Annotated in this window: 17 protein-coding genes; 10 read left to right on the top strand and 7 right to left on the bottom strand. The window is 69.0% G+C overall.

Translation table 11 applies throughout. The annotated features are described in order from the left end of the window. Positions 1-125 precede the first annotated feature (125 nt). Together QZM67_RS01260 and QZM67_RS01255 are read right to left on the bottom strand one after the other, a co-directional pair. Positions 126-1,340, bottom strand: coding sequence for a porin (locus tag QZM67_RS01260; RefSeq protein ID WP_301800335.1), 1,215 nt, complete (start codon positions 1,338-1,340; stop codon positions 126-128). Positions 1,341-1,836: 496 nt separating this feature from the next. Beyond that, complete coding sequence (locus QZM67_RS01255) at positions 1,837-2,901, bottom strand: phytoene/squalene synthase family protein (RefSeq protein ID WP_301800334.1); 1,065 nt, start codon at positions 2,899-2,901, stop codon at positions 1,837-1,839. Between the two features lie 374 nt (positions 2,902-3,275). Here QZM67_RS01255 and QZM67_RS01250 point away from each other — a divergent pair, with 374 nt between their 5' ends. Further along, positions 3,276-4,421, top strand: coding sequence for a glycerophosphodiester phosphodiesterase (locus QZM67_RS01250; RefSeq protein ID WP_175025518.1), 1,146 nt, complete (start codon positions 3,276-3,278; stop codon positions 4,419-4,421). A 77-nt stretch (positions 4,422-4,498) separates the two neighbouring features. On the opposite strand, the gene QZM67_RS01245 is transcribed toward QZM67_RS01250, so the two are convergent. Beyond that, entirely contained in the window at positions 4,499-6,127 is a 1,629-nt protein-coding gene (locus tag QZM67_RS01245) for a rhodanese-related sulfurtransferase (RefSeq protein WP_301800333.1), read from the bottom strand. Between the two features lie 103 nt (positions 6,128-6,230). Beyond that, a complete protein-coding gene (locus QZM67_RS01240) occupies positions 6,231-6,797 on the bottom strand; it encodes a cysteine dioxygenase (RefSeq protein ID WP_301800332.1) in 567 nt (188 codons plus the stop codon). Between the two features lie 17 nt (positions 6,798-6,814). Between QZM67_RS01240 and QZM67_RS01235 the strand changes: the two genes are divergently transcribed. Then, positions 6,815-7,789 (top strand): LysR family transcriptional regulator, encoded by a 975-nt coding sequence (locus QZM67_RS01235; RefSeq protein WP_301800331.1) that lies wholly within the window; start codon positions 6,815-6,817, stop codon positions 7,787-7,789. Positions 7,790-7,850: 61 nt separating this feature from the next. Here QZM67_RS01235 and QZM67_RS01230 read toward each other — a convergent pair whose 3' ends face one another. Next, positions 7,851-9,245, bottom strand: a complete 1,395-nt coding sequence (locus QZM67_RS01230) for an acyl-CoA dehydrogenase family protein (RefSeq protein WP_301800330.1) — start codon at positions 9,243-9,245, stop codon at positions 7,851-7,853. Positions 9,246-9,557: 312 nt separating this feature from the next. Here QZM67_RS01230 and QZM67_RS01225 point away from each other — a divergent pair, with 312 nt between their 5' ends. The 8 genes from QZM67_RS01225 (at position 9,558) to QZM67_RS01190 (ending at position 17,664) form a co-directional block, all read left to right on the top strand. Next, the gene (locus tag QZM67_RS01225; RefSeq protein WP_301800329.1) at positions 9,558-10,643 is read left to right on the top strand and encodes an LLM class flavin-dependent oxidoreductase; all 1,086 of its coding nucleotides are present in this window, start codon (positions 9,558-9,560) and stop codon (positions 10,641-10,643) included. 22 nt (positions 10,644-10,665) lie between these two features. Beyond that, a complete protein-coding gene (locus QZM67_RS01220) occupies positions 10,666-11,505 on the top strand; it encodes a class II aldolase/adducin family protein (RefSeq protein ID WP_301800328.1) in 840 nt (279 codons plus the stop codon). Positions 11,506-11,537: 32 nt separating this feature from the next. Beyond that, on the top strand, positions 11,538-12,572 hold the full coding sequence (locus tag QZM67_RS01215; RefSeq protein ID WP_043183547.1) for an ABC transporter substrate-binding protein: 1,035 nt from the start codon (positions 11,538-11,540) through the stop codon (positions 12,570-12,572). 4 nt (positions 12,573-12,576) lie between these two features. Next, complete coding sequence (locus QZM67_RS01210; protein WP_301800327.1) at positions 12,577-13,674, top strand: ABC transporter permease; 1,098 nt, start codon at positions 12,577-12,579, stop codon at positions 13,672-13,674. Next, on the top strand, positions 13,668-14,483 hold the full coding sequence (locus QZM67_RS01205; protein ID WP_175025527.1) for an ABC transporter ATP-binding protein: 816 nt from the start codon (positions 13,668-13,670) through the stop codon (positions 14,481-14,483). Before QZM67_RS01210 ends, QZM67_RS01205 begins: the two co-directional genes overlap by 7 nt. 50 nt (positions 14,484-14,533) lie before the next feature. After that, positions 14,534-15,718: a cytochrome c gene (locus QZM67_RS01200; RefSeq protein WP_301800326.1), complete on the top strand. Its 1,185-nt coding sequence runs from the start codon at positions 14,534-14,536 to the stop codon at positions 15,716-15,718. A 37-nt stretch (positions 15,719-15,755) separates the two neighbouring features. Continuing rightward, positions 15,756-16,709, top strand: a complete 954-nt coding sequence (locus tag QZM67_RS01195; RefSeq protein WP_175025529.1) for an ABC transporter substrate-binding protein — start codon at positions 15,756-15,758, stop codon at positions 16,707-16,709. A gap of 88 nt (positions 16,710-16,797) precedes the next feature. Next, positions 16,798-17,664 carry an MOSC domain-containing protein gene (locus QZM67_RS01190; protein ID WP_301800325.1) on the top strand — a complete coding sequence of 289 codons (867 nt, stop codon included), beginning with the start codon at positions 16,798-16,800 and terminating at the stop codon, positions 17,662-17,664. An 84-nt stretch (positions 17,665-17,748) separates the two neighbouring features. Here the strand turns inward: QZM67_RS01190 and QZM67_RS01185 are convergent, their stop codons facing one another. Both QZM67_RS01185 and QZM67_RS01180 read right to left on the bottom strand, forming a co-directional pair. Next, positions 17,749-19,167 carry a sensor histidine kinase gene (locus QZM67_RS01185; protein WP_301800324.1) on the bottom strand — a complete coding sequence of 473 codons (1,419 nt, stop codon included), beginning with the start codon at positions 19,165-19,167 and terminating at the stop codon, positions 17,749-17,751. A 181-nt stretch (positions 19,168-19,348) separates the two neighbouring features. Beyond that, a complete protein-coding gene (locus QZM67_RS01180) occupies positions 19,349-20,029 on the bottom strand; it encodes a response regulator (protein WP_175025532.1) in 681 nt (226 codons plus the stop codon). Between the last annotated feature and the right edge of the window lie 83 nt (positions 20,030-20,112).

Genomic DNA, 20,112 nt, shown 5'->3' with positions numbered 1-20,112 from the left:
CTCGACGCCGCCCGCCTGGCGATCGTGGCGCGGCAGTCGCACGAATCGCGCGGACATAAAAAAACCGGCCCGAAGGCCGGTTTTCATACCGCATGCCGCAAGCGGCGCTCGCGCGCCGCGCGACATCAGAAGCGGTGGATCATGCCGACGCCGACGCCAATCTGGTTCTGCTTCGAACCTGCGCCCACGCCGTCGCCGATCGACGTCGTTGCCGCGATGATGCCGGTCTTGCCGATCGTGTTGCCGCTTGCGTGCTGGTAAGCCTCAACTGCGTACAGGCCCGTGCGCTTCGACAGGCTGTAGTACTGCGACAGCGTGACCTGATGGTACTTCGCTGCGCTCGAGATGCCGTTCGACTGCGTTGCCGCCGTGTACGAGTAGCCCGCTGCGAAATCCCACTGAGCGGCTGCCTTCCAGTGCAGCACGGCGCCTGCCGTGTTGAAGATGGCCGTGTTGCGGAACGACGAACCGAGGCCCGGCGTGTACTGGACGTTCGAGTACGATGCCGAAATGTCCCATGCCGGCGTGAACTGGTAGCCAGCCGTCACAGCGATACGCTGCTGCGATTGCGCGGTAGCGTAGCCGTTGTTGATCGACGAAACTGCCGGCTGCGCGCCATTGCCGTCCGTACCGAGGCCGTTCTGCACCGTCGAGTTCGCGCCCCACACGCCGCCGCCGAGCGTCGCGTTGTTGATCTTCTGATAGCCGACTGCGATGCCTGCCGGGCCGTTCAGATACTGGATCGCCGCGCTCCACGTCGAGCCGCGGTTCGTTGCACCTGCAACGCCGCCGAACGAGTACGAACCACCGACCGTGAAGCCGTAGAACTTCGGCGACATGTAGACGAGCGAGTTGTTCGCGCGGTAGCTGGTATCCAGCGAGTCGATATCGCCCGGGTGCGCGCCGTAGTAGCCGGTCAGCCAGGTCGTCGGGCTGTACGGCGACAGCAGCGTGTAGTACGCGGTGTACTGGCGGCCGGCCGTCAGCGTACCGTACGTGTTGTTGGTCAGGCCCACCCACGCCTGACGCGTGAAGATGCCGTTGGTCCACTGCGACGAGCCGTTAGCCGTGTTGACGCCAGCTTCCAACTGGAAAATCGCCTTCGTGCCGCCGCCGAGATCTTCGCTGCCCTTCAGGCCGAAGCGGCTGCCTGCCCACACGCCGGTGGACATCTGCACCTTCGAGTGACCACCCGAGGTTGCACCGACTGCCGACGAGTTGTTCTGGTAAGCCAGACCGTTATCGACGATACCGTACAGGGTCACGCTGCTCTGGGCGTGAGCGGCGGTAGCGGCTGCAAGGCCAGCTGCCGTCATGGCAACAGCGACGCGCTTTTTCATTGATTCTCCGTCCTCAAAGAATGTTTCTTTTGTGGTGTGGTTTTATGATCTGACACATGTGCGAGTACATGCCGGCGCAATTCTGACGGATTACCGATTATTTCCCAACACGTGCGGTCGGTCATCGTATGATCGACGCAACGCGCGGGTTCACCAAACGGTTACATAACACCTTGAAACGCTTGCGCTGCGGGCCTCTCCGGCATTTCCCGGTGAAAACCCTAGCTTTACATTTTTACGGGTGCAACGAGACCGTCGGATGTCGTCAGATGCCTTCGGCAAAATCCATCTTACAAATGCGCGACCGCGGCTGACGCCACGATTCACGCCGCCGCGCAGGATCGCTGACGTTCATGACACCCACATTTCGTGACACGAAATAATGAAAACGTTTTAGTCGAAGCTTGGGGGATGGACAGTTGGACGGGAGCGGCCCGGCGAACGCGGGCCGACTGGCGACGCCGGCATCTGTCGTACCGGCGTCGTTCAGTGCGACTCAGCGCGTGGCCGGTTGCACGAGATGCGCATTCACCGCGTCGGTGAGCGCGGTCATGCGCGCGCGAATCGCGGCGTTCGAGCCGACCAGCGCGAGCGACGACGCCATGATCCGGTAGACGCGCTTTCTCGGCACCTTGGCCGGCTTGACCGGATCGAGCCACGCCGCGTGGCCGGCCAGCAGTTCGAGCGTTTCGAGGCCGATCATGATCGGCCACAGGCATGCGAGCCGCAGCCGCACGAAGCGGCGCGGGATCGCGAGCGTATACAGGCACGCGTCGCGATACTGGTCGAGCGACACCCGCAGCAGGTCGACGAGTACGCCGCGCGCACGCGCGGACGCATCGGGCGACATCAGGTCGGCGACGCCGAGCCCGTGCGCAGCCAGCACGTCGTCGGGCAGGTAGCAGCGGCCGATGCGCAGATCCTTCCCGCAGTCGCGCAGGATGTTGGTCATCTGCAGCGCCTTGCCGAAACGGATGCCCTTCTCGCACATGTCCGGCAGGTTCCAGCCACGCGCGGCCGGCGTGTGCATGCCCGTCATGTCGGTCCAGAACTCGCCCACGCAGCCGGCGACCAGATACGTGTAGCGGTCGAGTTCGTCGCGCGTCGGCAGCGACGCGACCTGCCCCGACTGCTCGTCGGGGAACGTGCTCAGGTCGAACACCATCCCCGCCGTCAGCGTCGCGACGACCTTGCGGATCGACGCGCGATCGGCGTCCGGCTGCGCGCGCAGCAGCGCGAGCATCGGCTCGATCGAGCCGAGCAGCACGTGCTCGTGCGAATCGGTCTGCATCCGCGTCACGTCCGCGAGCGCACGCGACAGTGCAACGCCGTCGCCGAGCCGTTCGACCTCGTCGCGCAGGTCGGTCAGCAACGCGGCCCGGCGATCGGGGGCGACGAGCGCCGTGTCGGCGATCGTGTCGGCCGCGCGCGCGAGCAGGTACGCAAGGCCGACCGGGTTGCGCATGCCGTCGGGCAGCACGCGCAGCGTCAGGTAGAAGGAGCGGGAAACGTTCTTCAGCAGGTCGCCGAGCAGGTAGGCGGAGTCGGTTCGAGTCGTCATGGGTCGGGAAAAATCGGCCGGCGCGGCCCGGGACGCACACGGGCGCCGGGCGCCCGCGCTGGCCCGCGAGTCGCCGCATCGTCGCGCCAGGCGGGCGTCGGCCCCGGCGCAGCGATGCAAAATTCCCGCAAGTTTAGTGCATCCGGCGCGCAGCCTGCCTCAGACGGGCGGAATGCGTCGCACATCAAGCCACCGCCAACCGCCTTGCTGCGAGCATCGCGCCCCAAAAATATGCAACGGAAAGGCGCAAGTAATACATATGTAATTATTCGGTGCGACGATCGCGTCCCATTCGACTCCGTGCGACACGGTGCGACAGCCGCGCCGCCTGAGCGACCGCCCCTTTCCGACTCCCGTTTCGAAGGTTCACCACCATGCTCTTCAAGCGCCCGACCTCCCTGCGCTACGTCCCGTTCGCGTGCGCCGCCGCGTTCCTGCTCGCCGCATGCGGCGGCGACGACGACGTCGCGTCCGATCCCACCCAGCCGATTTCCGCGAAGGTCCAGGTGGTCGGCCATCGCGGCGCAAGTGCGCTGCGCCCCGAACACACGCTCGCGTCGTACCGCAAGGCGATCGAGGACGGCGCGGACGTGATCGAGCCCGACCTCGTGTCGACCCGCGACGGCGTGCTCGTCGCGCGTCACGAGAACGAGATCTCGGGCACGACGAACGTGTCGACGCTGCCGCAGTTTGCGAGCCGCAAGGCGACCAAGACGATCGACGGCGCGGAGCTGACAGGCTGGTTCACCGAGGATTTCACGCTCGCCGAGCTGAAGACGCTGCGTGCCCGCGAGCGCATTCCGCAGGTCCGCCCCGCGAACACCGCTTACAACGACCAGTTCGAGATTCCGACGTTCGACGAGATCGTCGCGCTCGCGAAGCAGATGTCCGCGCAGACCGGCCGCACGATCCACCTGTATCCGGAAACCAAGCATCCGACCTACTTCCAGTCGATCAACCTGCCGCTCGAAGACCGTCTCGTCGATGCGCTGCTGAAGGATGCGTACACGGCGCGCACGGCGACCGTCTACATCCAGTCGTTCGAGGTCGCGAACCTGAAGACGATTCGCAACCGGATCAAGTCGAGCCAGCCGAACTGGAAGCTCGTGCAGTTGATGGACGAAGCCGGCCAGCGCCCGTACGACTTCGTGAAAGCGAACGACAAGCGCACCTACGGCGACCTGTCGACGCGCGACGGCATGCGCGAGATCGCGACCTATGCGAACGGCGTCGGCCCGTACAAGACATCGATCATCGCCGTCGCCGCGGACGGCACGCTGCAGCAGCCGACGCCGTACGTGCGCTACGCGCACGAGGCCGGCCTCGTCGTGCATCCGTACACGTTCCGCCCGGAGAACAACTTCCTGCCCGCGTCGCTGAAGGACGGCGGCACGCCGGCCACGCGCAACACCGCCGGCTCGGTGCGCGAGATCCAGGCGTACCTGCGCGCGGGCATCGACGGCTTCTTCACCGACGATCCGGCCGTCGGCCGCACCGCCGTCGATACGTTCAAGCGCTGATCGCGCCGCACGTGCCCGAGAGCCGGTAGCCGGGCGCGGCGCACAGCGTGCCGCCGCGCCCGGTAGCGCCGCATCGGTCAGATCACGCTGAAGTGATGCGTGCCGTCCCGCTTCAACTGATCGACCAGTCCGTACTCCCAGTCGAGATACGCCTGCATCGCCGCCGCCGCGTTGTCGGTGCCTTCGTACGGGCGCCGGTAGCGATCGACGCGCGGTGACGCGAGATGCGTCTCGCCGCTTTCGAGCGGCAGCCCGGCCTCGATCCATGCGGCGGTGCCGCCGGTCAGCACCGAAATGTCGGCCGAAGCCGGCAGCAGCGCACGCGCGTCGTCCGCCGCGAATCGCGCCAGCAGGCTCGATCCGCATGTGAACACATAGCGCTTCGCGGGCGGAATCGCCGCGAGCGCGTCGCGCAACTGCGCACGCACCGCGAACCACGCGCCCGGGATATGGCGCTTCACGTAGTTCGCGCTGGTCGTTACGTCGACGATCGCCAGCTCGCCGGGTGCAGCCTCCTTCAGCCAGCCCGCGAGCGTCGCGGGCGATACGTCCGTCACGGGCGGCGTCGCCGGCACGTCGCGCGGCGGTTGGCCGCGCTCGCCGAATTTCGCCGTGCCGTCCTCCGGTTCGACGACGCGCACGTCCCAGCCCATCTGCGCGAGCCACGACGCGGTCATGTCGGCGCGCACGCCGTCGTCGTCGGCGAGCACGATCCGCGCGCCGCGCACGGCCGCGTGATGATCGGTTTCCTGCACGAGCTGGCCGCCCGGCGTGCTCAGGAAGCCCGGCAGATGGCCGGCTTCGTACTCCTCCGGCGTGCGCACGTCGAAGCGGTACAACGTGCGGCCCGGTTCGTCGAGCGCGGCGACATCCGCGAGCGCGATGCGCGACACGCCCGCGCGCTCAGCGACCGCGCGCGCCGCCTGGCGCGCGTCGGCACGCTGCGTCGCGTCGATGTCGTCCGGAAAGCGGCGCGCGGCGCCACGCTCGAGCGTCTGTCCCGCGAGCGTCCAGCCGATCGTGCCGTTGCGCAGCGCGGCGACCGGATTCGGCAGCCCCGCGTTGACGAGCGACTGCGTGCCGATGATGCTGCGCGTGCGGCCCGCACAGTTGACGATCACCTGCGTCGCCGGGTTCGGCGCCAGCGCGCGCACGCGCAGCACGAGCTCCGCGCCCGGCACGCTCGTGGACGTCGGGATGTTCATCGTCTGGTATTCGTCGAAACGGCGCGCGTCGACGATCACGACGTCGGCCTTCGCATCGATCAGCGCCTGCACCTCCTGTGCAGACAGCGACGGCGTATGCCGCTCGGCCTCGACCCATTCGCCGAACGACTTGCTCGGCACGTTCACGTCGATGAACAGTTCGCCGCCCGCGGCGAGCCAGCCCGCGAGGCCGCCGTCGAGCAGCCGCACGTCGGTGTAGCCGAGTTGCGCGAGCGTCGCGGCCGCGCGCGGCGCGAGGTCCTCGCCGCCCGCTTCGCCGAACACGACGATCGGCGTGTCGCGGCGAGGAATCCGCGTCCAAGCGTCGAGTTCGAGTTTCGACAGCGGAAAGTTGGCGGCCCACAGCGGGTGGCCCTGCGCGTACGGATCTTCCTCGCGTACGTCGATCAGCGCGATCTCGTCGCGGGCCAGCAGGCGCGCACGCACGTCCTGGTACGACGCGACGGGAAAGCGGGAAGTGGAATCGGCGGATTGCGTCACGGTGTCTCTGTCTTGAATGCGTTGAAGTCGATGAAGAAAGCGGAACGGATGAATCTTGGGCCCGATGGTGTGTGCGGGCAACCGGTCGCGCACGCGCGTTGCATCAGGCGTTCGAATAGCCTGACACGAAAGGCTTCACGGTACCGTCGTCCAGGAACACCGCGCGCTCGACCTTGCCGATGTTCGCGCCGTACACGTGGATGCTGATCGAGACCTGATCGTCGAACGCGTTGGTCACGCGATGGACGTCGCCGATGCGCGGCGACACGGCCTCGATTTCGCCCGGCTGCAGCCGCACGGCTTCACCGGACGGCACGGGCTTGCCCGCTGCGTCGAACCGGTACGGCTGCGAGATTTCGGCGCCGCGCAGCATCCCGATCAGCCCCCACACCGTGTGGTTGTGGATCGGCGTCGTCTGGCCAGGGCCCCACACGAAGCTGACGACCGAGAACCGCTCGTCCGGGTCGAGATGCAGCAGGTACTGCCGATAGCGCGCGGGGTCGGGCCGCGCGAATGCGTCGGGCAACCAGTCGTCGTGTTCGACGAGCGCGGCCAGCAATGCGCCACCCTCGTCGAGAATGCGCGCCTCGTTCGCGCCGGACGCGAGCAGCGCGCCCAGACCGTCGACGAACGGCCGCAGCGGCGTCTGATGCAACGAAAGCGTACTCATCGGCTGGCTCCTCGAATATGATGCCGAATATGATGGATCGTCATGATGCACCCGAAAGACCATGCAGAACAAACATGAAAATTAGCGATATCGACGCTTTTGCAGCGGTCGTCCGCTGCCAGACCCTGAGCCTGGCCGCGGCCGAGCTCGGGATGACGCAGCCCGCGATCACGCGGCGCGTCCAGAATCTCGAGGAAGCGCTCGGCGTGATCCTGCTCGATCGCAACACGAAGCCGCCGCGCCCGACCGACATCGGCCGGCGGGTCTTCGAACAGTGTCGCGCAATCCTGCGCGAAGTCGATGCGCTGCGCGAGCTGACGGCCAGCGAGCAGCCGCCCGCCGGCGAATTCCGGGTCGGGCTCACGCAGGGCCTCGGCGAGCTGATGCTGCCCGCACTGATCGCCGAACTCGCCGCGCAGTGGCCCGCGCTCGCGACGCAGGTCACAACCGCGTGGGGCGGCATGCTGGTCGAACGCGTCGCCCGCCGCGAACTCGATGCGGCGCTCGTGTTCCTCGCGCGCGAGATGGTGCTGCCGGCGCAGGTCGAGGGCGAACGGTTGCTGGCCACGCGGCTCGTCGCGGTCGGCCGCAAGGGCGACTGGCCGCGCCGCAGTTACCGGCTCGCCGATTGCCACGCGCATGGCTGGGTGCTCAACCCCGACGGCTGCGGCTTTCGCGCGGGCTTGCGGCGCGCGCTCGACGCGCAGGGCCTGCCGATGCCGGTCACGCTCGACACCTACGGCCGCGACCTGCAGTTGCAGAGCGTCGCGAACGGCTTCGGTATCGGGCTGATGCCGCTGCCGCTCGTCGAAGGCAGCCCGCTGCGCGATGCGCTCGACATCGTGCCGCTCACCGATTTCAAGCCGCAGATCGATCTGTGGTTGCTGCGCCGGCACGATGCGGCCCGCTTCGACGCGCCGCTCGCAGCCGTCGCCGCGCATGCGCGCGCGGCGTTTGCGTTGCCCGAGCAGGCGCACGGCAAGGCTGCGTGACCGTACCGGGCGGCGACGGCATCGCGCTGCCCGATCGACGCCCGCGCCAGCCCTGCTCCGCTCACGCATCGCCGCGGCCGCGTTCGGTCTCGTTGACCGACGCCCCGCCCGTCTCCGTCTCGCCCTTCGTTTCGCCCTTCGTTTCGCCCTTCGTTTCGCCCTTCGTTTCGCCCTTCGTTTCGCCCCGGCTCACCGCTTCCAGCACCGCACGCCCGGCCGCCACCGCGATCGCATCGTCCTGCGGCGTATGCACGCGGCTGCACAGCACGTCGCGATAGTGGCGTTCGAGTGGATTGGCACGGCTCAGCCCGTGATTGCCCGACAGCTTCAGCGCCTGCTCGACCACGCGGATCGCGTGCTCGGTCACGGTCCGCTTGACGAGGCCGCTCGTCGTGACCGGCGGCGCATTGCCCGCGTCGGTGCGCGCGATGTGCGCGTCGAGCAGCACGCGGTTCGCATGCAGCCAGCCCTCGATTTCGCCGACTGCTTCCTGTACGCGCGGCAGCGTTGCAAGCGGTGCACCCAGCCCGCTCGGCGCACGCGTCGTCGCGAACCCGACCAGCCAGTCGCGCGACGCACGCGCCACCGCGTCGTACAGGCTGCCGAGCAACGCGACCATCCACGCCTGCTGGTCGGCCTGTGCGTCCGCATCCGCGTGGGTCGCGGCCGACACGGCCCATGCGTCCGGCGCGCGTACGTCGACCGCGTGATCCGCCGGCAGCCACACGTCGTCGAACACGACCTCGTGGCTGCCTGACGCACGCAGGCCGAGGTGATTCCAGCTTTCGATCACGCGGATGCGGTCGCCATCCGCATCGCGGTCGCGCGACACGAGAAACACGCCGACCCGCGGCGCCGGTTCATCGGTGCGCGCCCACACGGCCAGCCAGCGAAGCGCCGGGATTCCCGTGCTGTACAGCTTGTGGCCGGACAACCGCCAGCCGTCGCCGTCACGCCGAGCAATGGTTTCCGGCAGGCCGCCGCGCGACGGCGAGCCGAGCGCGGGCTCGACGCGCAGCGCGTTGATCAGCGCGCCCTGTGCGACCGCGCTGTCGAACACCGCCCGCCGTACCTCAGCAGGCCAGCGGTTGTCGGCACGGCCGAGCGCGCGATGCTGCAGGTACGTCATCGTCAGCACCAGCGCGGTCGCCGGATCGGCCCGCGCGACGGCGGCCACGATCCGGCTCGCCTGCGCGAGCGTCGCACCGGCGCCGCCATGCTCGCGCGGCACGACCTGCGCAATCAGCCCCGCGCGGTGCAGCCGAGCGAAGTTCTCGTGCGGAAAGCGGCCGTCGACGTCGTTGCGCGCCGCATCGGCAGCCAGTGCCGGCGCGAGGCGGTCGAGCAGCGCGGCGACGCGCGCATCGTCGGAATCGGCGTCGGCATCATCGGTGGGCAGGAGGCGCAGCGAAGGCGGCGGCGAGGATGGCGAAGAAGCGGCAAGGCTGGCGGACATCGAAACGGATTCCCTGGGTAATACGGCAAGACGGCAGTTGTGGCAAACGCCGCAACAGCGGCAATCGATCGCCACGCGGCGCGGCTTCTCATGAAGTCGGCAAACCGGAACACGCAGCGCCGGATGCGCCGGCGCCCGCGCGCCCGATCGTTCGTAAGCCCACAGCGTAGGCGCAGCGCACCCCCGCCCAAACCATGCAAATCTGATATTCAAATCGGGATTGATTATTTCCATTCCGCATGATCGCGGCGTTAACCTGCGCTCCATTCCTGCCCGGCCGCGTGCCGGGACGTCCCTGCACCGGAGACCCAGATGAGCGTCGAATTCATCGGCATGATCCAGAGCCAGAAGCAGTCGGAAATCCACCCGCCGTTCGGCCCCGTCGTCGATCCCGACTACGTGCGCGACTTTGCGCGTGCCCACGAGACGGCCGGCTTCGACCGGATCCTCGTGCCGCATCACTCGACCGGCCCGTCGGCGACGCTGACGATCGCGTTCGCGGCGGCCGCGACCGAGCGAATCCACTTCATGCTCGCGCATCGTCCGGGCTTCACCGCGCCGACGCTCGCCGCACGGCAGATCGCGACGCTCGACCAGTTCAGCCGCGGCCGGCTCGCCGTGCACTTCATCTCCGGCGGCTCGGACAGCGAACAGCAACGCGACGGCGATTTCCTCGACCACGACGCGCGCTATGCGCGCACCGACGAATACCTCGGCATCCTGCGGCGGATCTGGACCGAAGCGCAGCCGTTCGATCACGACGGCGCGCACTACCGGTTCACGCAGGGCTTTTCGGAAGTGAAGCCGTACCAGCAACCGCATGTGCCGATCTATTTCGGCGGCGCATCGGAAGCCGCGCTCGAAGTGGCCGGCAAGCACGCGGACGTCTACGCGCTGTGGGGCGAATCGCTCGACCAGGTGCGCGACCTGACGACGCGCGTGCGCGCCGAAGCCGCGAAGCACGGCCGGCAGGTACGCTTCTCCGTGTCGTTCCGGCCGATCCTCGCCGCGACCGAGGACGAAGCGTGGGCGCGCGCGCATCGCATCCTCGACGAAACGCGCCGGCTGCGCGAAGCGGCCGGCCTCGGCACCGGCGGCCCGCAACAGAGCGAAGGCGCGCGCCGCCTGCTGGCCGCGGCCGATCGCGGCTCGCGCGTCGACAAGCGGCTGTGGACCGAGATCGCGAAGCTCACCGGCGCGCGCTCGAATTCGACGGCGCTCGTGGGCACACCCGAGCAGGTCGCCGATGCGCTGCTCGACTACTACGACCTCGGCGTCACGACGTTCCTGATTCGCGGCTTCGATCCGCTCGAAGACGCGATCGACTACGGCCGCGAACTGATTCCGCGCGTGCGCAGCGCCGTCGCCGCACGCGACGCGGCACGCCGCGCAGCCTGACGCAACCCGGGAGACCCATCCGATGTCCGCCGTTCTGTCCACCCCCGAACGCACTGCGTCGGGCCTCACGCTCGCCGCGTCGCCGCGCCAGCATTTCTGGTTCGATTCGCCGGCACCGCGCATCGACGTCGCCGCCGAGCGCCGTCACCGTCAGGAACGGCTCGCGGCCGCGTTCCGCCTGTTCGCACGCTTCGGTTTCGCGCAGGGGCTCGCCGGCCACATCACCGCGCGCGACCCCGAACTGCCCGACCACTTCTGGGTGAATCCGCTCGGTGTGCATTTCTCGCAGATCAAGGTGTCCGACCTGCTGCTCGTCAACGCGCGCGGCGAAACCGCGATCGGCACGCGGCCGCTGAACAAGGCCGCGTTCGCGATCCATGCTGCAATCCACGACGCGCATCCGCACATCGTCGCCGCCGCGCATACGCATTCGACCTACGGCAAGGCATGGTCGACGCTCGGCCGCCCGCTCGATCCGCTCACGCAGGACGCGTGCGTGTTCTACGAAGACCACGCGCTGTTCGACGACTTCACGGGGATGGTCGTCGACACCAGCGAAGGCGCACGGATCGCCGATGCGCTGGCGAAGCCCGACGGCACCACGCACAAGGGCGCGATCCTGAAGAACCACGGGATCCTGACCGCCGGCCCGACGGTCGAGGCCGCCGCGTGGTGGTACATCGCGCTCGACAACGCCGCGCACACGCAGTTGCTGGCCGAGGCGGCCGGCACGCCGCAGCCGATCGATCCCGCGACCGCGCGCCACACGCACGGCCAGATCGGCGGCCCCGAGGGCGCGCTGCATGCATTCGACAGCCTGTTCGCGCGCGTCGTCGCCGACGAACCCGACCTGTTCGACTGAACGCCTTTTCGCATGACCGGAGACCAGACCCCATGACCCGAACCACCGCCCCCGCGCCCGCCGACACGCACGACGACAAACGCCGCAAGCTGCTGCGCGCCGCCGGCGCCGTCGCGCTCGCCGCGCCCGCGATCACGCTGGGCCGCAAGGCCTGGTCCGCGCCGCCGCTGAAGAAGCTCACGTTCGCGTGGAACCAGAACGCGTTCTGCCTGACGCCGATCGTCGTCGCGCAGGAGCGCGGCTTCTTCGAGAAGAACGGCCTGAAGGTCGAGCTGATCAACTACAGCGGCTCGACCGACCAGTTGCTCGAATCGATCGCGACCGGCAAGGCCGATGCGGCGGTCGGGATGATCCACCGCTGGCTGAAGCCGCTCGAAGCCGGCTTCGACGTGAAGATCATCGGCAGCTCGCATGGCGGCTGCGTGCGGCTGCTCGGCGCGAAGGCGGCCGGCGTGACGACGCTGCAGGCGCTGAAGGGCAAGACGGTCGGCGTCAGCGATCTGGCCGCGCCCGGCAAGCATTTCTTCTCGATCCTGCTCGCGAAGAACGGCATCGATCCCGAGCGCGACATCACGTGGCGGCAGTATCCGGCCGACCTGCTCGGCGTCGCGGTCGACAAGGGCGAGATCCACGCGATCGCCGACGGCGACCCGAACCTCTATCTGCTCGAAAAGCGCAGCAACGGCGCGTATACGGAGCTCGCGACGAACCTGTCCGGCGAATACGCGCGCAAGGTGTGCTGCGTGATCGGCGCGCGCGGCGACCTCGTGCGCAACGACCGGCCGTCGGCCGCCGCGCTCGCGCGCTCGATCGTGCAGGCCACCGAATTCACGCACGACAACCCGAACGAAGCCGCGAAGGTGTTCGCGAAGTATTCGCCGAAGATCAGCCCCGAGGACCTGCGCAAGCTCTACGCGACGCTCACCTACAACCACCACCCGACCAACGTCGACCTGCAGCAGGAAATCGCGTTCTATGCGGACGACTTCCGCCGTATCAGCGTGCTGAAGAAGAGCACCGACCCGCAGCGCTTCGCGCAGCAGGTCTATGCGAACGTGCTGGGGTAACGCGATGTCGACGATCGAACACCGTTCCTCCGCACGCACCGCGTCGGCCCCTGCCAACGGCAGTGCCGCTGCATCCGCGGCGCGGCGCGGCGCCTGCACGGCGTGCGAAGCCACGCTCGCCGCCGAAGCCCGGCGCGCACGCACCTGGCCGACCGGCATCGCCGCCGCGCTTGCGTGGGGCGCGCTCGGCGCATTCACGCAACTGTGGCCGAACCGCGTCGTCGGTTTCACCGACTGGGCGTACACGGACGAATTCGCCGTCGGTGCGTGGACGATCGCCGCGCTGCTGCTCGCCGCCGCGACGCTCGGCCATCTCGTCCCCGCGACGCGCACGCGGCTCGCACGTGTGCGCCCGGCCGGCCCGTGGCTCGTCGCGCTGCCGCTCGTGCTCGCCACGTGGGAAATCGTCACCGCGAAAACCGGCTGGCTGCCGACGCCGTTCTTCGCGCCGCCGCAAGCGCTGATCGAGGTCTACATCGACGACTGGCCGCGCCTGCTCGGCAGCGCCGGCAATACGCTGAAGCTGCTCGCACTCGGCTTTGCGTACGGCGTCGCGGCCGGTTTCGCAGTCGGCGTCTCGATCGGCTGGTCGCGCCGGATCGGCTACTGGGTGCATCCGGTGCTGCGCGTGCTCGGCCCCGTGCCAGCCACCGCCCTGCTGCCGCTCACGTTCTACTTCTTCCCGTCGAGCTATTCGGCCGCCGCGTTCCTGGTTGCGCTCGCAACCGGCTTCCCGGTCGCGGTGCTCACGTGGTCCGGTGTCGCGAGCGTCAACAAGCAGTATTACGACGTTGCACGCACGCTCGGTGCGAACGCGCGCTTCCTCGTGCTGCGCGTCGCGATTCCGGCCGCGCTGCCGCACGTGTTCGTCGGCATCTTCATGGGGCTGAGCGCGTCGTTCACGGTGCTGGTCGTCGCCGAGATGATGGGCGTCAAGTCCGGGCTCGGCTGGTACCTGAGCTGGGCGCAGGGCTGGGCATCGTACGTGAACATGTATGCGGCGCTGATCGTGATGGCGCTGCTGTTTTCCGGGCTGATCGCGCTGCTGTTCGCGGTGCGCGACCGCGTGCTCGCCTGGCAGAAAGGAACCGTCAAATGGTAAGCGCCGCCGTACTCGACTCGTCCGTTGCCGCCGCGCCCGCCGCCACGACGCCGCGCGGCGCGCGCATCGACATCCGCCGCGTGAGCCATGCGTTCGATGGCCCCGGCGGCGCGCTGCCGGTGCTGGATGACGTCACGCTGTCGGTCGCGGCCGGCGAATTCGTCGCGCTGCTTGGCCCGAGCGGCTGCGGGAAATCGACGCTGCTGCGCCTCGTCGCGGGCCTCGACGCCGCGCGGCAAGGCTCGATCGCGCAGGATGGCGTGCCGATCGAACAACCCGATCCGTCGCGCATCGTCGTGTTCCAGGACCCGACGCTGTACCCGTGGCGGCGCGTGCGTGCGAACGTCGCGCTCGGCCTCGAGGCGCGCGGCGTGGCGCGTGCGTCGCAGCATCGCGTCGACGATGCGCTCGCGCGCGTCGGACTGCAGGAATTCTCGAACGTGTTCCCGCACCAATTGTCCGGCGGGATGGCGCAGCGGGTCGCGCTGGCCCGCGCGCTCGTCAACGATCCGCGCCTGCTGATTCTCGACGAACCGCTCGGCAAGCTCGATTCGCTGACGCGGCTCACGATGCAGGCCGAGCTCACCGCGCTGTGGCAACGCGACGGTTTCTCCGCGCTGCTCGTCACACACGACGTCGAGGAAGCGCTGTTCCTCGCGCAGCGCGTGATCGTGTTCGGGCCGCGTCCCGCACGGATCGTCGCCGAATTGCACGTCGACCTGCCCTACCCGCGCCATCGCGGCGACCCGCGCCTCGCGGAACTGCGTCACGACGCGCTGCGGCACCTCGGGCTCGATGCGAGCTGGTAGATGCGCAGTGCCGTTCGACGATGGGCCACCGCGCGGCGGGAATGGTGCCGATGAACGCGCCGCCGTTCGCCGACTGGGCGCTCGTGTTTCTGCAAGGGCTGTATCGCGCGCAGATTGCGCTGGCGCGCGTGCTGCATGCGCTCGGGCTGACGGGCGGCGCCGACGGTCAAGCCGCGTGGCCGTGGACCTACCGCATCGCGCTCGAAACGCTGCGCATCGACGCGGGACTCACGCGGCAACTCGCGTTCGCCGCCGCTGCGACGGCGCTGGCCGTCGTGCTCGCGGGCATCGCGCTCGCTTCGCGCAAATGGCGTGTCGCGTCGGCGCTCGCCGCGCTGGCCGTTGCGTGGGGCGCGCCGTGGCCGCCGTCTTCGCTGTGGCTCTTGCCCGCCGTGCCGACGAGTTTCCAGCGCGATCCCGCGCCGTTTTCGGTATCGAACGTGATGCGTGGCGCGCACCTGTATGCGCAACACTGCGCGGCGTGCCACGGCGCGGACGGACGCGGCGAAGGGCCGCTCGCGGCCACGCTCCCGCACTGGCCGCCGACCTTTGCCGGCGCGCTGCTCGCCCGTCGTCTCGACGGCGAGTTGTTCTGGCGCGTGCGCCACGGCACGCGCGACGAACACGGCGCGTCGACGATGCCCGGCTTCGCCGCGACGCTCGGCCCGCAGGACACCTGGGCCGTGCTCGACTACCTGAAAGCGCTCGCCGCGGGCAGCGGCGCGCAGGCGGAAGGCGCGTGGCCCGTGCCCGTCCCGCTGCCGGCGCTCGACGTGCGCTGCGGCGGCGCCGCGCCCCAACCGCTCGATCGCTGGCGCGAAGGCCAGCGCGTGCGCATCGTCGCGCTCGCGCCGGGTGCGACACCCCCGCCGGAAGATGCGCGCTGGCAAACCTTGCTCGTCACGGCACGCGGTGCGCCCATGGTGCAAGCGACCGGCGCCGCGCGAGCCGATTGCGTGGCGTCAACGCCCGATGCGTGGCTCGCCTTCGCGACGATCGCCGGCGTGGCGCCGGACGCGTTCGGCGGCACGCAGCTTCTCGCCGATCGCCGTGGCTGGCTGCGGGCGCGCGCGTTGCCGGGCAGCGCCGGCTGGTCGGATGCCGACCTGCTGTGCCGCTCGGACGCCACCGCACGATCGGCCGTACCGGCAGCGAACGGCGATCCGCTGACCGCGCTGCTGCTGCGCGTCGACACGGAACCCGTGCGCGACGTGCAGGCCGGGCTCCCGCATTGAGTGAATCCCTGACCGTTTCTTCCAACCGAACTTCACGATGAATCCGACCCGACGCCATTTCCTCGCGCAAGCGAGCGCCCTCGCCACGATCGCCGCAGCCCCGGCCGCACTGCGCGCGCAATCGGGCACACGACCGCTGCTGCGCGCCGGCGACCAGAAAGGCGGGCTGCGCGCGCTGCTCGAAGCGGCCGGCGAACTGAACGGCCTTGCGTACGACATCGCGTGGACCGAGTTCCCCGCCGCCGCGCCGCTCGCGGAAGCGCTGAACGCTGCCGCCGTCGACTGCGGGCCGATCGGCGACGCGCCGGTGATCTTCGCGCTCGCGTCGGGTGCACGCATCAAGGTGATCGGCGCGAACCGTTCCGATCCATACGGCACGGCGGTGCTCGTGCGGCCCGATGCGGCGCTGAAAGGCGCGGCCGACCTGAAGGGCAAGCGGATCGGCACGACGCGCGGCTCGATCGGCCATTTCGTCACACTGAAGGCGCTCGACGCGGCCGGCCTGCCGCCCGACGCCGTCTCGTTCCGCTTCCTGCCGCCGGCCGATACGATGCTTGCGCTCGCAACCGGCTCGATCGACGCGTGGGCGACCTGGGAGCCCTATACCGCACTCGCCGAAACGAGCGGCCGCGCGCGCGTGCTCGTCAACGGCCGCGGACTGTGGTCGGGCCTCAGCTACATCGCGGCGACCGACGCGGCAATCGCGTCGAAGCGCGACGTGCTGCACGATTTCCTGCGACGCGTCGTGCGCGCGCAGGCATGGTCGTACCGGCACGTCGACGCGTATTCCGCGGCACTCGCGCGCATCATCGGCATTCCGCCGGCAGCCGCCAGGCTGCAGTTCGAGCGCCGCAACACGCGCTGGCTGCCGATCGACGCGACGGTCATCGCCGAACAACAGCGCACGGCCGACTTCTACCTGAAGGCGGGGCTATTGCGCCAGCCGCTCGACGTGCGCACGACGTTCGATCCGGGCTTCCCGCTCGCATGACCGGCCGCGCGACGGTGCGCAGCCGTCCAAACGGCTGCGGCGCGATCTGGCACAATCGCAGTCTCGTCATCCGCCTTCAGCCAGCGTCATGCCAGCCATCGCCGAACTCTTCGTTTACCCGATCAAATCCTGTGCCGGCATCGCGCTGTCGCGCGCGCAACTGCTCGAAACGGGCCTGGCGTACGACCGCCACTGGCTGATCACCGACCCTGCCGGGCAGATGATCACGCAGCGTACGCACCCGCGCCTCGCGCTGATCCGCGCCGCGCTCGACAGCGATGCGCTCGTGCTGAACGCGCCGGGCATGCGCGAGATCCGCACGCCGCTCGACGGCGACGTATCGCCCGCCACGCCGAAAATGGCCGCGACCGTCTGGCGCGACACCGTCGACGCGATCGACACGGGCGCCGAAACGGCCGCGTGGCTCACCGAATTCCTCGGCATGCCCGCGAAGCTCGCGCGCTTCGGGCCCGACGCGCGCCGCGGCTGCAATCGCAAGTGGACCGGCGAGATCGATACGCACACGCAGTTCGCGGACGGCTACCCGCTGCTCGTGATCGGCCAGTCGTCGCTCGACGACCTGAACGCGCGGCTCGCCGCGAAAGGTGCGCCGGCGATTCCGATGAACCGCTTCCGACCGAACATCGTGGTGTCGGATCTCGCCGCCTATGAAGAGGATTTCGTCGAACATCTCGACACCGAAGGCGCGACGCCCGTGCGGCTGCGTCTCGTGAAGCTGTGCACGCGCTGCCCGATGCCGACGATCGACCAGGTCACCGGCGCGCCCGATCCGGCGTGGCCGCACGAGCCGACCGACACGATGCAGACCTATCGGGCGAACCCGAACTTCGACGGCGAACTGACGTTCGGCATCAACGCGATCGTCGTCGAAGGCGCTGGCACATGGCTCGAAGTCGGCCAGTCGCTGGAAGCGGAGATCGGGTTCGGCGATTGAGCCGGGCGCACGGAACCGCTCGCCCCCTTCAATGCCGGGAAGCCGCCACTCACAGCCAGCCGCTTCCCGCATCGCCAGTTGCCCTCACGCGGCGCGCTGCGCCGCGTCGCCCACCACCGGCAACCGGATCGTCACAACCAGCCCACCACCGGCCGCATCGTCAAGCGTCACGCTGCCCTGATGCACGCGCGCGATCTCGCGCACGATCGACAAACCGAGCCCCGTCCCTTCGACCGTCTGCGTCTTGCTGCCTCGATGGAAGCGCTCGAACACCGCGTCGCGCTCGTCCGCCGGAATGCCCGGTCCGTTGTCGATGACGTCGAGCCGCGCATGCTCGCCAACGCGCGACACGCGCACCGTGATCACCGCGCGGTCGCCCGCATAGCGAATCGCGTTGTCGATCAGGTTGCCGATCATCTCGCCGAGCAGGTCGGACTGCCCGTGCACGTCGAGGTCGGCTTCGTGCTCGAAACCGAGATCGATGTCGCGCGCGCGTGCAACCGGCGACCAGTCGAGCGTCACGCTGCGCGCGAGTCGGTGCAGCGCGACCGGCTTGTGCGCGATCGCATGGCCGCTGTCCGAATCGAGCCGCGACAGCGACAGCAGTTGCTGGACGATCTTCGCGGCCTGTCGCACCGCGCCGTTCGCGCGCCGCAGGTGCCCGTTCGCGCGCGGCTGCTCGTCGGGCCGCAGCGCAAGCTCGACGCCGGCCTGCACGGCCGCGAGCGGCGTCTTCAGTTGATGGGCCGCGTCCGCGAAGAAACGGCGCCGTGCGACCTGCATCCGCTGCGTGCGGCCGATGTACTGGTTGATCGACTCGACCAGCGGCGCGAGTTCGCTCGGCATCGCGCCGGTATCGAGCGGCGTCGTATCGTCCTCGCTGCGCGCGGCGACCGTCGCCGACAGCCGGTTCAGCGGCCGCAGCCCGCGCCCGACGCCGAGCCACACGATGCCGAGCGCCAGCACGACCAGCAAGCCTTCCTGCAGCAGCGATCCCACCAGAATTTCGCGCGCGAGCGCCTGGCGGGCCTCGATCGTCTCGCCCACCATCACCCACACGATGCGCGACTGCGCGGTCGGCACGTCGTGCACCGGGATGCGCAGCGCGGCCATCCGCAACTGCTCGCCGCGATAGACGACGTCATAGTAGCGCGTGACGAACAGCGCGCCGTCGCCCGCGTCGCGCCCCTGCGGCAGCGGCAGGTCCGGATAGCCGGTGATCGTGTGGCCGTTGTCCTCGCGGATCAGGTAGTAGATCTTGCCGCCGTCGCTCGACTCGAGCATTTCGAGCGCGAGATACGGCAGGTCGACCTCGATCTCGCCATCGTTGAGCCGCACGCCTTCGCGGATCGACTTCAGCGACGACGACAGCGTGCGGTCGAACGCGACGTGCGCGGCGTTCATCGCGCGTTGGTACGTGAGCCACGAGTCGAGCGCGAGCAGGCCGAGCAGCGGCAGCAGCAGCCACAGCGCGACCTGGGTGCGCAGGTTCGGGCGGGTCACCGTGCCTCCCGCCGGGCCGTCCCATGGCGCATGGCGGAGCATGCACGGCGCGCTTCTCCGCGCCCACGCGATCGGCCGTGAATGGCAGGCGTGTCGTTGGCGGGCCGCGAACGTGTCGATCCGGCGCAGCATGTCAACGCGTACATCGGTCCCATGCAAAGAGCGTGAGCGCGGCGGCGGTTCATTCCGCCGCCTCCGCCTTCGCTTCGAGCAGATAACCGAGCCCGCGCAGCGTGACGATCGCGATTCCCGTGTTCTCGAGCTTCTTGCGCAGCCGGTACACGTAGATCTCGATCGCATCGGCATTGACCGACTCGTCGAGCCCGAAGATCTTCTCCGACAGCGTTTCCTTGTTGATCGCGCGGCCGTTGCGCAGGATCAGCACCTCGAGCACCGAGCGCTCGCGCGGCGTGAGCGACAGCGGCTCGCCCGCGAGATGGAAGCTGCGGTCGATACTGTCGTACGAAAGCGGCCCGCATTCGACCCGCGAATGCTCGTGGCCGAGGCTGCGGCGGATCAGCGCGCGGGCGCGCGCCTCCAGTTCGGTCAGTTCGAACGGCTTCGCGAGATAGTCGTCGGCGCCGAGATCGAGCCCCTTCACGCGATCCTCGACCGACCCGTGCGCGGTCAGGATCAGCACCGGTACCGGATTGCGGCGCGCGCGCAGCCGCCGCAGCACTTCCAGCCCGTCGAGCTTCGGCAGCCCGAGATCGAGGATCACGAGCGCGTAATCCTGCGTGCGCAGCACGTGGTCGGCCGCCTCGCCGTCCGCCATGTGGTCGACCGCGAAGCGCGCCGCGCTCAGCGCGTCGTTCAGCGACTGGGCGAGGTTCGGATTGTCTTCGACGAGCAGCACACGCATGGGGATTCCGTAAGGTCAGCGACAGGCCGCTACATTACATGATCCTTTCCATGCCGACGCCTCGCGGAAACACGGGTTGCGCC

It is taken from the genome of Burkholderia sp. AU45251 (assembly GCF_030482905.1).
Classification (GTDB): Bacteria; Pseudomonadota; Gammaproteobacteria; order Burkholderiales; family Burkholderiaceae; genus Burkholderia; species Burkholderia aenigmatica.
This window is presented reverse-complemented; position numbering and strand designations above follow the sequence as displayed.